Raw genomic sequence first — 14758 nt, forward strand, 5'->3', positions numbered from 1 at the left:
AGTGAAAAATAGTATTCTAGGGCAATAAAGAGTCTAAATTTACTCATTTTTTTCTACTTTTATATAATTTTCTCTTAAAACTTAAATTTCTCATTTTTAATACTTTGTACAACTTTTGTGCACCTTTTGACAAAAACTGTCATTACTATTTTTTCTATGATTTAAAGTAGATATTACTATAATCTCATACTTTTAATTATATTAGGAATGATTTTGATAAAAAAATTAGAGAACAAACTACATAATGAAATACCATTAACAAAGCTTATGGATATAAAAATTAATACTTTTAATGATAAAGAGCTTATAACAACAGCCCCATTAAAAATAAACATAAATGATAAAGGCACTGCTTTTGGTGGAAGTTTAAGTACTATGACTATTATCTCTTCTTGGAGTATGTGTTGGTTAATTTCTCAAGAATTAAATATAGATAGTAAAAATATTGTTGTAATAAAAAATGAAAACTCTTATAGAAAACCAGTAACGAAAGATATTCTTTGTTATACACAAAAACCTTCACCTAAAGAGATAGAAAATGTTGCACAAAAAATTAAAGAAAAAGGCAGTGCTTCTTTAAAAATCAAATCCTCAATTATTGAAGATAATGAAGTTTGTGTTGATTTTGAAGGTATATATGTTATCAAAGTGTAAGAGATCTCTTACACTTTTGCTTTAATCATCTCTTCAGGTCTTACATACTTATCAAACTCATCATAAGTTAAAATACCTAAATTCATAGCTTCTTCTTTTAATGATGTACCGTTTTTATGTGCTGTTTTTGCAATCAATGCAGCTTTTTCATAACCTATATATGGATTTAATGCTGTAACTAACATTAGTGATTCATTTAAATACTTTTCAATATTAAATCTATTTGCTTCAATTCCTACTGCACAGTTATCATTAAAAGCATGCATTGTGTCACTTAATAACCTAATTGATTGAATAATATTTAATGCAATTACAGGCTTAAATACATTTAACTCAAAATTACCTTGTGATGCTGCTATACTAATAGTTGTATGATTTCCCATAACTTGTACAGCTACCATAGTCATAGCTTCACTTTGTGTAGGGTTTACTTTTCCAGGCATGATAGAGCTTCCTGGTTCGTTTTCTGGAATATTTATCTCCCCTATTCCACATCTAGGGCCTGATGAAAGCCATCTTATGTCATTTGCTATTTTCATTAGATTTGAAGCCAAGGCATTTAAAGCACCACTTAATACTACTTCTGCATCATGGGAAGTTAAAGCATGAAATTTATTTGGGTGGGATTTAAATTTATATTTTGTTTGTGTAATTTCATTTAAAACTTCTGCAACCATTGGTGAGAAATCAGGATGAGAATTAAGACCAGTTCCAACAGCAGTACCACCAATAGCAAGCTCTACTATATATTTTATTGAATCTTCTATTTGTAATAAAGCTTTATCAAGCATATGAACATAAGCTGATATTTCTTGTCCTAAAGTAAGAGGTGTGGCATCTTGCAAATGAGTTCTTCCTATCTTAACTATATTTTCAAACTCTTTTTCTTTATTTTCTAATGTTTGTTTTAAAACTTTAATTGCTGGTAATAATCTATTTTCAATTTCTAAAACAAAAGCTATTCTCATTGCAGTTGGATAAGTGTCGTTTGAACTTTGACCTTTATTTACATCATCATTTGGATGAACAAATTTTTCAACTCTAAAATCACTACCTAAAATTTCACTTGCTCTATTTGCTACGACTTCATTTATATTCATATTTGATTGTGTGCCAGAGCCTGTTTGCCATACTACCAAGGGAAAATTCCCATCAAGTTTACCATCAAGAACTTCATCGCAGGCTTGAAAAATTGCTTTTGTCTTTTTATCATCTAATCTTTTAAGTTTATTGTTTACTATTGCACAAGCTTTTTTAAGATATGCAAAACCATGAACTATCTCTTTTGGCATTTTTTCTTCACCAATAGGAAAGTTTTCAATACTTCTTTGAGTTTGAGCTGCCCAATATTTATCATTTGGTACTTGCATTTCACCCATTGTGTCTTTTTCTATTCTATATTGCATAATTTATCCTTTTAGTATAAATAATAAACTTCTTTAAAAGAACTAACTTAGCTAAATATTAACATAATAAACAAACTTTTGTTATAATCACAAAAAAATTAGGATAGATATATGTCAAATATTCAAAAACTTGAAAAAATTTTAAAAGAAGAGTTCATTCCAGAACTTGATGAGAGTTTATTAGAACTTGCAAATATAACTCAATCTTGGAAAGCTACAAGTGATGATAAAGAAGAGTTTGAAGAGTTAAAAGAAATGAAAAAATTCTTTGATAAATTAGTTGAAGACTTAGATAATAATGATATTGAAGAAGAAGAAGCTATAGAAATTATTGAAGCTTTAGATGAAATGAGACTAGATAAATAAAAGGATTACCCTTTTATTTTCTATAAAATATAAAGTTTTTAATTAGCTTTAAATACTCAAAAGAGCTTATAAAAGAGCCTAGAATTATTAAGATACAAGCTAAAACAATAGCTATTGTAAAATTTGCATAACCTAAAAGAACTAATAAAAGTGTTGACAATAATGGCGTAAAATATGAGATTGAGCCTAAAAGTTTAATATCTGCATTTTTAACTCCATAGTCCCACAAATAAAAAGCCCCTCCCACAGGTCCAAGCCCTAACATTAAAGCTCCAAAAAGCTCCAAAGAATTAGGAACTACTGTTACTTCAAAAATTAAATGACAAATTGTAGATAAAATTGCTGTTACAATACAAAATCCTGTAACTGCATATGTTGGAACATGAGATAAAGTCTTTGAAATCACAGAATATGAAGACCAAGTAAGTGCAGCAATTAAAGCAAAAACATAACCCCATATATATTGAGTTTCAAAACTAAACTCACCTCCTTTTGAAACAAGAAAAAAAGCTCCCAAAAGACCTAAACTTGCCCCTAAAACATGGTACCATCTTAATTTTTCATTTGGTAAAAATGCTGAAAAAACAACTATTAATAAAGGCCAAAGATAGTTTAAAAGATTAGCTTCAACAGCAGGAGCGTTTTTAATAGCAAGAAAATAGAAAAAATGATACCCAAATAGTCCACACACACCAATAAGCCAAACTTTTGGTGAAATTTTAAACAGTTGGCTTATATGAATACTTTGTTTTTTTAGTAATAATAAACCTATAAAAGATGCAATAAAAAAAGAGATTGCAGTTAATTGAAAAGCTGGAATATTTGTAGTTATTATAGAGAATAAACCTAATGATGCCCATAATAAAATAGCAAGTACTCCAAAAATATTTCCTCTTTTTGCTTCCATAAGAGTCCTAGTTTTATTGGAATTTTACAACTTTTATGATTAATAGTTCATTTCTTAAAAAATAATAAAATTTATATATTAAAAAAATTATTTTCGAATTTTTTTAATTTTAATGGTACAATAGTCTAAATATTCATTGGTGAAAGGATACACTATGGATTCTTATAATTTTAAAACTTACAGTGAGCTATTTTCTCACATCACAAATAATTATGAAAACAGTACTTTTCTAAATTATCTTGAAAACAACCAATATAAATCAATTTCAATTGAAGCTTTTAAAAACAAAGTAATTTGTCTAAGTCTAGCAATGAAAGATTTAGGAGTAAAAAAAGGTGATTGTGTAGCAATATTTGCTGATTCATCTCCATTTTGGCTTATTTTTGATTTTGCTATACATGAAGTTGGTGCTATTAGTGTTCCTATTTTTGCAAATATATCTTCTAAAAATTTGAACTTTGAAATACAAGACGCAAATATAAAATACATCTTTATTGATAATGAAGAGAGAATAAAAGATATAGAAGATGAAAATAGTGAACTTATTTTTATTACCCATAACTTTTGTATTAAGGAAGATAGGTTCTTTAATGTAGATGATATTTTAGTAATAGGTCAACAAATATGTGACTCTAAAGGTTTTGAACCACATATACCAAGTGAAGATGAAATCTTTTCAATTATATATACAAGTGGTAACACTGGAACTCCTAAAGGAGTTATGTTAACTCATAAAAATATAGTTTCACAACTCCATGATATTAATACTCTTATTTCATTAAATCAAAATGAAACAGCATTGTCATTGTTGCCCTTAGCACATATTTTTGAAAGAACTGTAATGAGCTACTATTTAAGTAGAGGAATTAGTATCTATTTTGTTGATGAAATTACAAATGTTGCGAATCTTTTAAAAATAGTAAGACCAACTATTATGACAGCAGTTCCAAGACTTTTAGAAAAGATCTACAATAAGATTCAAAATAATATCGAGAATAAACCTTTTATTAGCAAACTGTTAGCTTCAAAAGCTTTTGAGTATGCTCAAAATGAGAATATTCAAAAAGATACTATAACTTTTAGTTTTTTTAATAAACTAGTTTATAGTAAATTCAGAGATATCTTTGGCTCAAAACTTACTAAGCTTGTAAGTGGTGGTGCTGCTCTTCCAAAAGATATAGCAGTATTTTTCAATAATATTGGTGTTCCAATTTACCAAGGTTATGGCCTTACTGAATTTTCACCAGTTATTTCAACAAACTATCCAAAAGCAAATAGACTTGGTTCATCAGGTAGAGTAATACCTAGTGCAAAAATAAAAATTCTAGAAGATGGAGAACTTTTAGTAAAAGGGCCTTCTTTAATGAAAGGTTATTTAAACCAAGAAAAACTAACAAGTGAAACTATAGATATTGAGGGTTGGTTACATACAGGGGATGTAGCAAAAATTGATGAACAAGGTTACTTATTTATTACAAGTAGAAAGAAAGAAGTATTTAAAACATCAACAGGAGAGTATGTAGCAGCTGTTCAAATAGAGCAAAAGTTAGCAAAAAATAAATATATTGAGTTTGCTGTAATAATAGCTAATAACAAAAAATATACTACAGCTTTACTTTTTGTAGACAAGGAGATTTTCAAAGAAGAAAAAAGACTAAATAAAGACTTAACAATACAAGAGTATTATAATAATGAAAAAATTACTTCTGAAATAAATAATTATATTCAAGAAGTAAATAAAGAGTTAAATCAATGGGAGAAAGTAGTTCAATATAGATTAATAACAAATGATATTTCAATTGAAACTGGGGAATTAACACCTTCAATGAAAGTCTGTAGAAGCTTTATTGAACAAAAATATGAAAATGACATAAAAAGTATGTATTAGGAGAGCCATCATGAAAGAAAGAATAGCAATAATAGACGGACTTAGAAGTCCTATCGCTAAAGCAAATGGCAAATTAGATTTAGTTAGTGCAGATACATTAGGAGCTATAATTACAAAAGAGCTTATTTCAAGAAATAATCTTGACTATAAACTTTTTGATGAAGTAATAATAGGAAACGTAGCACAACCAGCAAATGCAGCAAATATAGCAAGAGTATTAGCTATAAAAGCTGGATTCCCTCAAAGTACGATTGCATACACAGTTCATAGAAACTGTGCTTCAGGGATGCAAGCAATTTCATCAGCAATTGAAAAAATTCATACAAATCAAGGTGACTTATACCTAGCAGGTGGAGTTGAGTCTATGAGTAATATTCCACTGCTTCATAGTGATAAATTAAGAAGACTTATTACAAAACTAACTTATGCTAGAAGTTCTCAAGAAAAACTTAAAATATTAGGAAGTTTTAGACCAAGCTTTTTAAAACCTGTTATTGGTTTAATATCTGGATTAACTGACCCCATTTCTGGAAAAATTATGGGTATTACAGCTGAAAACTTAGCAAATGAGTTTAAAATAAGTAGATTAGCTCAAGATGAATATGCCCTAAACTCTCATCTAAAAGCTCAAAAAGCTATTGAAGATGGAGTTTTAAAAGATGAGATTCATCCTATCATGACTAAAGATGCTTCAATTATTGATGATGACGGAGTAAGATTTAATCAAAATATGCAAAGTCTTTCAAAACTAAGACCTATTTTTGATAGATTAAGTGGAACAGTAACAGCAGGTAATTCATCACAAGTATCAGATGGAGCTTGTAGTTTAATAGTTACTACTGAATCAAAAGCAAAAGAGTTAAACCTTGAACCACTTGGCTTTATAAGTGACTATTCTTATGCAGGATTAGAAGCTTCAAGAATGGGCTTAGGGCCTGTTTATGCAACTAAAAAACTTTTTGATAAAACAGGAACTTCACTAAAAGATATAGATGTAATAGAGTTAAATGAAGCCTTTGCAGCACAAGTAATAGCAAATCTAGAAGCTTTTAAATCAAAAAGCTTTTGTAAAAAAACTTTTGGAAGTGATGCAATTGGTGAAATTGATGAATCTATACTAAATATAAATGGTGGAGCAATAGCTCTTGGTCACCCTGTTGGAATGAGTGGTGCAAGAATAGTTTTAACTGCACTTAAAGAACTTAGAAGAAGAAAAGCTAAAAAAGCCTTAGCAACACTATGTATTGGTGGTGGACAAGGTGCAGCTTTCTTATTGGAGGTGTAAAATGAAGAATTTAAATTTAGAAATCAAAGATGGTATTGCAAGAATAACTTTTGACTTAGAAAATGAAAAAGTAAACAAACTATCTACAAAAGTCTTAAGTGAATTTGATGAGACTTTAGATGTAATAAAAAATAATTCTTCTATAAAAGCTCTTTTAGTTCAAAGTGCTAAGAAAAATATTTTTATTGCTGGTGCTGATATTGAAGAGATTGAGACTTTAAGTAAAGAAGAAGAGATTTATGAACTTCTTATGAAAGTACACTCTATTTTTAATAAGTTAGAAAATCTTCCTTTTCCATCAATCGCTTATATAAATGGTGCTTGTATGGGTGGAGGTTTAGAGTTAGCTTTAGCTTGTACATATAGAGTTGCAACAACAAGTTCTAAAACTAAACTTGCTTTTCCTGAAATAAAACTAGGAATATTCCCAGGTTTTGCAGGATGTTTAAGAGCTCCAAAAATAGTAGGACTTGTAAATGCTTTAGATATTATCTTAAGTGGTAAAAACCTTGATGCAAAAAAAGCTTATAGAATAAAACTTGTTGATGAGATTTTTGATGATGGACAAAAAGAGTCTAAACTTGAAGATTTCATACAAAAAGCTATAAAAAATGAAGTAAAAAGTAGAAAGAAGTTTGCTTTACTTGAAACATGGCCTTTAAGAGAAATAGTATTTTCAAAAGCTTATAAAAATTTAGAAAGAAAAGTAAATAAAGATTTCAAAGCTCCTTATGTAGCCCTAGAAGTTATAAAAGATACTTTTGCAAGATCATTTAATGAAGGTTTAAAAGTAGAAGCAAGAGAGTTTTCAAAAATAGCAATAACTCATGAATCAAAAAATATGATTAAACTATTTTTTACTTTCCAAAAACTAAATAAAAATTATGAGAAAACAACTAATCCTATAAATAATGCTGTTATTCTAGGAAATGGAGTTATGGGAAAAGGTATTATTTGGCTATTTTCAAAATATCTTCAAAATGTAAGAATCAAAGTTAGAAAAATTGAGCAAATTCATAGCATTTTAAAAGATGTATCTAAAATATATGACTTCTTAGTAAAAACAAGAAGAATGACAACAAATCAAGTTGATTTTAAACTAAATAAAATCACTTATACAGATAAGTTTGAAGGTTTAAAAAATAGTGATATTGCCATAGAAGCTATTATTGAAGATGAAAAAGCAAAAAAAGATGCTTTTAAAAGCTTAGAAAATAGTATGAAAGATGATGCAATTATTGCTACAAATACCTCATCTATATCTATTGAAAAATTATCAAGTGATATTAAAAATAAAGAAAACTTCTTAGGAGTTCACTTCTTTAATCCTGTAAATATGATGCCACTAGTAGAAGTAATACCAACTTCACATACATCAAAAGAGACTATAAATAAAGTTTTTGAACTTTTAATCTCTTGTGGTAAAACTCCTATTTTAGTAGGAGATTGTGCAGGATTTATTGTAAATAGAATTTTACTTCCTTATTTAAATGAAGCTGCATTTATTTTAGAAGAGCATGGTGATATAAAACATATTGATAAACTTATCAAAAATTTTGGTATGCCAATGGGACCTTTTACTTTAGCTGATACAGTTGGAATTGATATAGGTTATAAAGTTGCACATATATTAAATGAGTCTTATGGTAGTAGAATGCCTGTTGCTCCTTTAATAGAGAAAATTTATAACAAAAAAGAATTGGGTGTTAAAACAGGTTCTGGCTTTTATACATATAAAGGTAAAAAAGCAAAAGACGTAAACCCTAATGTTACGCAATTGCTAGATAAGAAGAGTAAAATTTTAAATGACGAGGATATTATTAATAGATGTATATTTATTATGATAAATGAAGCCTCAAGATGTTTAGAAGAAGGAATTGTTGATGATCCAACTATTATAGACTTTGCTATGATAACAGGAACAGGTTTCCCTCCATATAAAGGTGGACTTTGTACTTTAGCAAATAAAATAGGGATTAAAAATGTTGTTAAAAGTTTAGAGAAATATGAAAGAACTTATGGGGAAAGATTTAAACCAAGTTCTTTATTATTAAAACTTCAAGAACAAGACAAAGACTTCAATACAGGAGAGACATTATGGAAACACTAATTTTAATTTTAATTCTTTTAGTTCTGGGATATATGAGTTTCCCATTATATACTTACTTTACAGTTGTTGGAGTTTACTCATTTGTATTCTTTGACTTTGGTGCAATATCTTGGATTATATTCTTTGCTTTAGCTGCATTATTTTTAATTCAGCCTTTAAGAATAAAGTTTATAACTAAAAAACTTGTTGACTTTATAAATAAAAACGGCTTACTTCCACAAATCTCTCAAACAGAAGAAGCAGCACTTCAAGCAGGAACTAACTGGGTTGAATCAAGTTACTTCAAAGGAAGAGTTAACTTTAGTGAAGTTTTAGAAGAGAAAATTACTGAACTTACAGAAGAAGAACAAGCCTTCTTAGATAATGAAGTTGAACAATTATGTGCTATGACTACTGATTGGCAAATCTTCCAAGATAGAGATTTAAGTCCAGAAGTTTGGCAGTTTATCAAAGATAAAAAGTTCTTTGGAATGATAGTTCCTAAAAAGTATGGTGGTCTTGGATTTAGTGCAACAGCACACTCAAAAGTAATTGAAAAGCTAGTATCAAGATCTCAAGTTTTAGCTATTACAGTTATGGTTCCAAATTCACTTGGACCTGCTGAATTAATAGAAAAACACGGAACAAATGAACAAAAAGATAAATACCTAAAAGATTTAGCAACAGGTAAGCAAGTACCTTGTTTTGGACTTACTGAACCAAATGCAGGTAGTGATGCAACATCTATTAAATCTAATGGTGTTTTATTTAAAGATGAATCTGGAAAAATTAGAATAAAACTTAACTTTGAAAAGAGATATATTACTTTAGGAAATATTGCAACTTTAATTGGTCTAGCTTTTGTTTTAAAAGACCCTGAGCATTTACTAGGTGAGAAAGAAAATCTTGGAATTACTTTTGGTTTAGTTGACCATAAAAAAGATGGTGTTGATAACTCAAAAAGACATGACCCTCTTACTATTCCTTTTGTAAACTCGCCTTTATATGGTAAAGATGTAATTATAGATTTAGAAGATATTATTGGTGGTGTTGATGGTATTGGTAAAGGTTGGCAAATGTTAGTTGAATCTTTATCTATTGGTCGTGGTATTTCGCTTCCTTCTGTATCTTTAGGTGGAAGTAAATATGCTCTAAATATTGTAAGTTCATACTCACAATTAAGAGAACAATTTGGATTAAGTATCAACCACTTTGAGGGTGTAGAAGAAAAAATTGCAAAAGTTGCTGCTTTTACTTATATGTTAAATGCAAGTAGAAATTATACTTTAGATGCAATTGACAATGGTGAGAAACCAGGTGTTATTAACTCAGTTATGAAATATCATGCAACTGAGAAATTTAGAGAAGTTATAAATGACTCTATGGATGTTTTAGGTGGTAGTGCTATTATTAGAGGTAAAAACAACCTATTAGCACATGCTTATTTTGCTTTACCTATTTCTATTACAGTTGAGGGAGCAAATATCTTAACTAGAAACTTAATGCAGTTTGGACAAGGTTTAATAAAATCTCATCCATATATCTATAAAGAAATAAATGCTTTAAGATCAAATAATGTAGAAAGCTTTGATAAAGGTTTCTTTGCCCATGTAAACTTAGGATATAGTTCATTTTGTAAAACACTATTCTATTATTTTACAAGAGGTCATATTATTTGTGAAAAAGGTGAGTTTACTAGATATAAACAAAAAGTTACTTGGGTTAGTTCTGAGTTTACTTTCTTAGCAAATGTTGCTTTAGGTATTTTAGGGCCTGCACTTAAAAAAAGAGAAAATATAAGTGCTAGATTTGGGGATATTCTTTCAAATCTATACTTAATTACTGCTACATTAAGAGAGTTTGAAAACAACCCTAAAAAAGAGCATGAAGCTTTAGTAACTTATGTTTGTGATTATTGTTTTAATGATATTCAAATAGCAAGAGAAGAGATTATCTCAAATCTTGGTGGATTATCTTGGCTTTTACCAATTGTAAAACTAAATGCCTTTGGAGTTAAAGCTGATGATAAACTAAATGCAAAAATCATAGATACATTAAAAGATGAAGAGAGTTTAAATGAACTTTGCTCAAACATCTTTGTTGATAAAAATGAAGAAGATAGATTTGCAAAACTACAAAAAGCAGTTAAATTAAATAGATTAAATCAAGATAGTTTCAAAATCTTAAAAACTGCAATAAAAGAGAATGCAATACAACAAGGTGAATTTGATGAGATGATTAAACAGCTTATAGAAAAAGGTTTAATCAATAAAGAAAAAGCAGCCTCTATGAAAGAAGCTCATGAATTAAAACAAGAAGTTATTAGTGTAGATTCTTTCAGTGTTGAGGAGTATAAGGCTTCAAAATGAAAAGAAAAGATTTGTTAATAAATACTAATGGGTATATTTTAAGTTTGTTAGAAAAAATTCTAGATGCAAATGTAGAAGTAAAAGGAATAGAGAATATTCCCAAAAACAACCCTAGAATTTTTGTAGCAAATCATTTTACAAGAACAGAAGCAATGCTTGTACCTTATACTATGTATAATCTTACAGGTAAAAAAGTAGGAGTTATTGCTGATGATTCACTATTTAAAACCTATTTTGGAGATTTTTTAAGTAACCTTGGGGCGATGAAAAAATCAGACCCTCTTAGAAACAACCATATCCTTGGAGATTTAGTAACATCTTGCAAGGATTGGATGGTTTTCCCTGAAGGAAGAATGGTTAAAGCTAAAGATATTGAGAAAATAGGTAAACATTTCTGCGTAAAAATAGATGGCTCATGTCAAAGAGTTTACACAGGTGCTAGTTACTTCGCCCTACTTTCACAAGCTTTAAGAGAAGACTATTTTAATCATAGAATCAAAAACTTCAAAAAGTTTCAAAGAAAATATTTTATAAATAATTGTAGTGAGATTAATGAAAATGACACAATGATAGTACCTATAAATATTTCCTATTCAAAACTAAGAAATGGTAGAAACTTTTTAGTTGATATGGTTGAAAAACTGATGGATAGTATCGGTGATAATTTTAAAGAAGAGTTAGAAATAGAGAGTAATATCGTTTTAAATTCTAAAATTATTATTCAAGTTTTAGAACCAATTAGTACAAAAGCCCTACTTGAAAAATACAGCAAAGAACCTAATCATTCAAAAGTTATAAGTGCTATTAGATATGAAACTACACATAATTTTATGAACCAAATTTATCAATCACTAACAATAAATTTTGACCATATTTTTATATTAATACTTTTCTTATACCCTAAAAAAAGAATTAATATAAAAGTATTTAAAAGACTTATCTATCTTGTGATAAATAAATTAAGAAATAGAGACTATTTCTTAGATGATGATATTGATAAAGATTTAATATATTTAATATCTTATGAAAAGTATGAACAGTTTGAAGAAGTTTTAAAAATCGCAATAAAAGACGAAATTATCTATGATAATGTAGATGAATATATAATAAATAAACATAAACTACTTAATAGCTATACTCATCATACTATTAGAATAAAAAATATTTTAAAAGTAATTTTAAATGAAATTCTAGTAAATGATAAAGTTGTTAAAATTGCAAAAGATTATATAAACAATACAACTGAGAAAATCAATAAAAAAATAGTTAAACATGTACTAAGACAACAAAAAGAGTCTTATATGAAAAGCTATAGAAAGTTTAAAGAGTTTGCTGATGTTAAAGATATTAATATTGGCGAAAATAAATATCTTGATTTAGAAACTAGTGATACTTGTATTATTACAGTTCATGGTTTCTCTTCAAGTCCTAAAGAGATTGAAGAGTTAAGTATCTATTTACATAGTGCTGGATTTGCAGTTTATTCACCTAGACTTGATGGACATGGAACAAGTCCTGAAGACCTAAAAGATAAAAAATGGGAAGATTGGTATAAAAGTGTATGTCAAACAATAACAATAGCTTCAATTAAATATAAAAAAGTGTTTATTGTTGGTTTTTCAACAGGAGGATTATTATCTTTACTTAGTGCTGATAAAAAGTATCATGAGTTTAGTGGAATAGTATGTATAAATGCAGCTTTAAACTTAAAAGATATTAGAGTAAAAACTTTACTCCCTGCTGTATCATTTTGGAATGACCTTGTAAAGAAATTTAATAGTAATAGCTATTCAAAAGATTATATTGAAAATAATTCTGAAAACCCTACAGTTAATTATGACAAGTTTTATTTAGAATCAATCAAACAACTAAGTTTACTAATGGAAGTTACAAGAAAAAAGCTAAAAAATGTAACTCAACCTTGTTTAATAGTACAAGCAAAAGATGATCCAGTTGTAAATGCAAGTAGTGCCTATGAAATATTTGAGAAAATTAGTTCTAAGGATAAAGAAATAGAAATTATTGAAGCTAAAAGACATATTATTGTAAAAGGTGAAGGGAAAGAAGAACTATTTGAGATAATATTAAAATTTATTAAAAACAACCAGTATCCACAGTTTTTACACTAAAAAGTTTTAGTATAATAGAAAAAACACAAAAGGATGCATAATGAAGTTCTTAAGAAATACTCTTTTATTAACTATCTTTGCAATGATTATTATAGGTTGTACTCAAAAAACACCCTATACAAATAGATCTCAAATGATTTTCATGTCACCAAAAGAAGAGTTAGCTTTAGGTGAAAAGTCATATAAACAAACTCTTTCAAAATCAGAAGTTATTACAAATACAAATGATGCAAGAAGAGTTCATAATATAGGAATGAAAATTGCTCAAGTTGCAAATAGACCTGATTTTCAATGGGAGTTTAATCTAGTAAAGAATGATGCAAAAAATGCTTTTTGTTTACCTGGTGGTAAAGTAGTAGTTTACACAGGAATTTTAGAAGTTGCAAAAAATGACGCTCAACTAGCAACTGTAATGGCTCATGAAGTTGCCCATGCCTTAGCTAGACATGGCGCGGAGAGAATGAGTTCTGCAATGGTTCAACAAGGTATACAAGTAATTGGAAATGTGGTACTAGCTTCAACTGCTCCTGAGTATACAAATGTATTTAATCAAGCTTATGGAGTTGGTAGTCAACTAGGTGTCATGCTTCCTTATGGAAGACTACAAGAAAATGAAGCAGATGAAATAGGTATTTATCTTATGGCAAAAGCAGGTTATAATATACATGAGGCTTTAAACTTTTGGAAAAATATGAGTAAAGGAAAACAAGAAACAAATGAATTTTTTTCAACTCACCCAAGTTCAAGTACTAGAATTTCTAATATCCAAAGAGTAATTGAAAAAATAAAAGCTAAAGGTATTTCAAAATCAAAAAGTATAACTACGCAAAGTAGTAGTAAAAGTAATCTTTTAGGTAAGCAAGTATATTAAAACAAAGAGTTTAAACTCTTTGTTTTAAATAGTTTAAATTATGCCATATTTGTAAATACAGCTTGAACATCATCGTCATCTTCAAGTTTTTCTAATAACTTTCCAATATCTTCTTGTTGTTCTTCTGTAAACTCTTGAGGATTATTTGAGATTCTCTCTAACTTAGCTTTTGTAAGTTCAATTCCCATATCTTCAAATGCTTTATTTAAAGTTCCGAAATCTTTGTAGTCAGCTGTTACTAAAACAATTCCATCTTCTTCTTCAATCTCTTCTAAACCAGCATCAATTAGTTCTAACTCTAACTCTTCAATATCCATATCATCAGTTTTGTTGAATTCAAAAATTGCTTTTCTATCAAACATAAACTCTAATGAACCAGTTGGTGCCATTGAACCACCATTTTTATTAAAGTGCATTTTTACATTTGCTACTGTTCTTGTATTATTGTCTGTTGCTGTTTCAACAAAGATTAGTACACCATGAGGTCCTTTACCTTCAAAGTTTACATCTGTATAGTTAGCTGCATCTTTTCCTGTAGCTCTTTTAATTGCTGCTTCAATATTTGTTTTTGGCATATTTTCAGCTTTTGCATTTAAAATAGCAGTTCTTAATGCTGAGTTCATCTCAGGATCAGGACCACCAGCTTTTGCTGCAATCTCAATTGATTTTGCTAGTTTAGGGAAAACTCTTGACATCGCTCCCCATCTTTTCATTTTTGCTGCTTTTCTATATTCAAAGGCTCTACCCATAAAAAATACTCCAATTATGTTTTTTGTGGGGATTATAACAAGTTT

11 protein-coding genes are annotated in these 14758 nt (G+C 28.5%); 8 read left to right on the forward strand and 3 right to left on the reverse strand.

The genetic code is table 11. The annotated features are described in order from the left end of the window. The first annotated feature begins 207 nt into the window (after window positions 1-207). Window positions 208-654, forward strand: coding sequence for a YiiD C-terminal domain-containing protein (locus ACH5BF_RS06780; RefSeq protein WP_423273455.1), 447 nt, complete (start codon window positions 208-210; stop codon window positions 652-654). An 8-nt stretch (window positions 655-662) separates the two neighbouring features. Here ACH5BF_RS06780 and fumC read toward each other — a convergent pair whose 3' ends face one another. Beyond that, entirely contained in the window at window positions 663-2060 is a 1398-nt protein-coding gene (gene fumC, locus ACH5BF_RS06785; RefSeq protein ID WP_423273456.1) for a class II fumarate hydratase, read from the reverse strand. Between the two features lie 111 nt (window positions 2061-2171). Between fumC and ACH5BF_RS06790 the strand changes: the two genes are divergently transcribed. Continuing rightward, the gene (locus ACH5BF_RS06790) at window positions 2172-2426 is read left to right on the forward strand and encodes a hypothetical protein (protein WP_423273457.1); all 255 of its coding nucleotides are present in this window, start codon (window positions 2172-2174) and stop codon (window positions 2424-2426) included. 13 nt (window positions 2427-2439) lie between these two features. Here ACH5BF_RS06790 and yddG read toward each other — a convergent pair whose 3' ends face one another. Further along, complete coding sequence (gene yddG, locus ACH5BF_RS06795; RefSeq protein WP_423273458.1) at window positions 2440-3333, reverse strand: aromatic amino acid exporter YddG; 894 nt, start codon at window positions 3331-3333, stop codon at window positions 2440-2442. Window positions 3334-3487: 154 nt separating this feature from the next. Here yddG and ACH5BF_RS06800 point away from each other — a divergent pair, with 154 nt between their 5' ends. The 6 genes from ACH5BF_RS06800 to ACH5BF_RS06825 are packed head-to-tail and all read left to right on the forward strand — an operon-like array spanning window position 3488 to window position 13964. Next, window positions 3488-5221, forward strand: coding sequence for an AMP-dependent synthetase/ligase (locus tag ACH5BF_RS06800; RefSeq protein ID WP_423273459.1), 1734 nt, complete (start codon window positions 3488-3490; stop codon window positions 5219-5221). 10 nt (window positions 5222-5231) lie between these two features. Next, a complete protein-coding gene (locus tag ACH5BF_RS06805; RefSeq protein WP_423273460.1) occupies window positions 5232-6506 on the forward strand; it encodes a thiolase family protein in 1275 nt (424 codons plus the stop codon). 1 nt (window position 6507) lies between these two features. Next, window positions 6508-8616 carry a 3-hydroxyacyl-CoA dehydrogenase NAD-binding domain-containing protein gene (locus tag ACH5BF_RS06810; protein ID WP_423273461.1) on the forward strand — a complete coding sequence of 703 codons (2109 nt, stop codon included), beginning with the start codon at window positions 6508-6510 and terminating at the stop codon, window positions 8614-8616. Continuing rightward, window positions 8604-10964: an acyl-CoA dehydrogenase gene (locus tag ACH5BF_RS06815; protein WP_423273462.1), complete on the forward strand. Its 2361-nt coding sequence runs from the start codon at window positions 8604-8606 to the stop codon at window positions 10962-10964. The genes ACH5BF_RS06810 and ACH5BF_RS06815 overlap by 13 nt, the downstream gene beginning before the upstream one ends. Continuing rightward, entirely contained in the window at window positions 10961-13093 is a 2133-nt protein-coding gene (locus ACH5BF_RS06820) for an alpha/beta fold hydrolase (RefSeq protein ID WP_423273463.1), read from the forward strand. The genes ACH5BF_RS06815 and ACH5BF_RS06820 overlap by 4 nt, the downstream gene beginning before the upstream one ends. Window positions 13094-13133: 40 nt before the next feature. Next, window positions 13134-13964, forward strand: coding sequence for a M48 family metallopeptidase (locus ACH5BF_RS06825; RefSeq protein ID WP_423273464.1), 831 nt, complete (start codon window positions 13134-13136; stop codon window positions 13962-13964). Between the two features lie 38 nt (window positions 13965-14002). Here ACH5BF_RS06825 and ACH5BF_RS06830 read toward each other — a convergent pair whose 3' ends face one another. Continuing rightward, a complete protein-coding gene (locus ACH5BF_RS06830; protein ID WP_423273465.1) occupies window positions 14003-14713 on the reverse strand; it encodes a YebC/PmpR family DNA-binding transcriptional regulator in 711 nt (236 codons plus the stop codon). Window positions 14714-14758: the final 45 nt, after the last annotated feature.

Source organism: Arcobacter pernae (assembly GCF_049472135.1).
In the GTDB taxonomy this organism is placed as follows: domain Bacteria; phylum Campylobacterota; class Campylobacteria; order Campylobacterales; family Arcobacteraceae; genus Arcobacter_B.

What these genes read in the sequence shown, in the direction of transcription:
- ACH5BF_RS06780 (WP_423273455.1), top strand. Translation starts at nt 208, where the DNA reads ATGATTTTGATAAAAAAATTAGAGAACAAACTACATAATGAAATACCA.
- ACH5BF_RS06800 (WP_423273459.1), top strand. Translation starts at nt 3,488, where the DNA reads ATGGATTCTTATAATTTTAAAACTTACAGTGAGCTATTTTCTCACATC.
- ACH5BF_RS06825 (WP_423273464.1), top strand. Translation starts at nt 13,134, where the DNA reads ATGAAGTTCTTAAGAAATACTCTTTTATTAACTATCTTTGCAATGATT.
- ACH5BF_RS06805 (WP_423273460.1), top strand. Translation starts at nt 5,232, where the DNA reads ATGAAAGAAAGAATAGCAATAATAGACGGACTTAGAAGTCCTATCGCT.
- ACH5BF_RS06830 (WP_423273465.1), bottom strand. Translation starts at nt 14,713, where the DNA reads ATGGGTAGAGCCTTTGAATATAGAAAAGCAGCAAAAATGAAAAGATGG.
- yddG (WP_423273458.1), bottom strand. Translation starts at nt 3,333, where the DNA reads ATGGAAGCAAAAAGAGGAAATATTTTTGGAGTACTTGCTATTTTATTA.
- fumC (WP_423273456.1), bottom strand. Translation starts at nt 2,060, where the DNA reads ATGCAATATAGAATAGAAAAAGACACAATGGGTGAAATGCAAGTACCA.
- ACH5BF_RS06815 (WP_423273462.1), top strand. Translation starts at nt 8,604, where the DNA reads ATGGAAACACTAATTTTAATTTTAATTCTTTTAGTTCTGGGATATATG.
- ACH5BF_RS06810 (WP_423273461.1), top strand. Translation starts at nt 6,508, where the DNA reads ATGAAGAATTTAAATTTAGAAATCAAAGATGGTATTGCAAGAATAACT.
- ACH5BF_RS06820 (WP_423273463.1), top strand. Translation starts at nt 10,961, where the DNA reads ATGAAAAGAAAAGATTTGTTAATAAATACTAATGGGTATATTTTAAGT.
- ACH5BF_RS06790 (WP_423273457.1), top strand. Translation starts at nt 2,172, where the DNA reads ATGTCAAATATTCAAAAACTTGAAAAAATTTTAAAAGAAGAGTTCATT.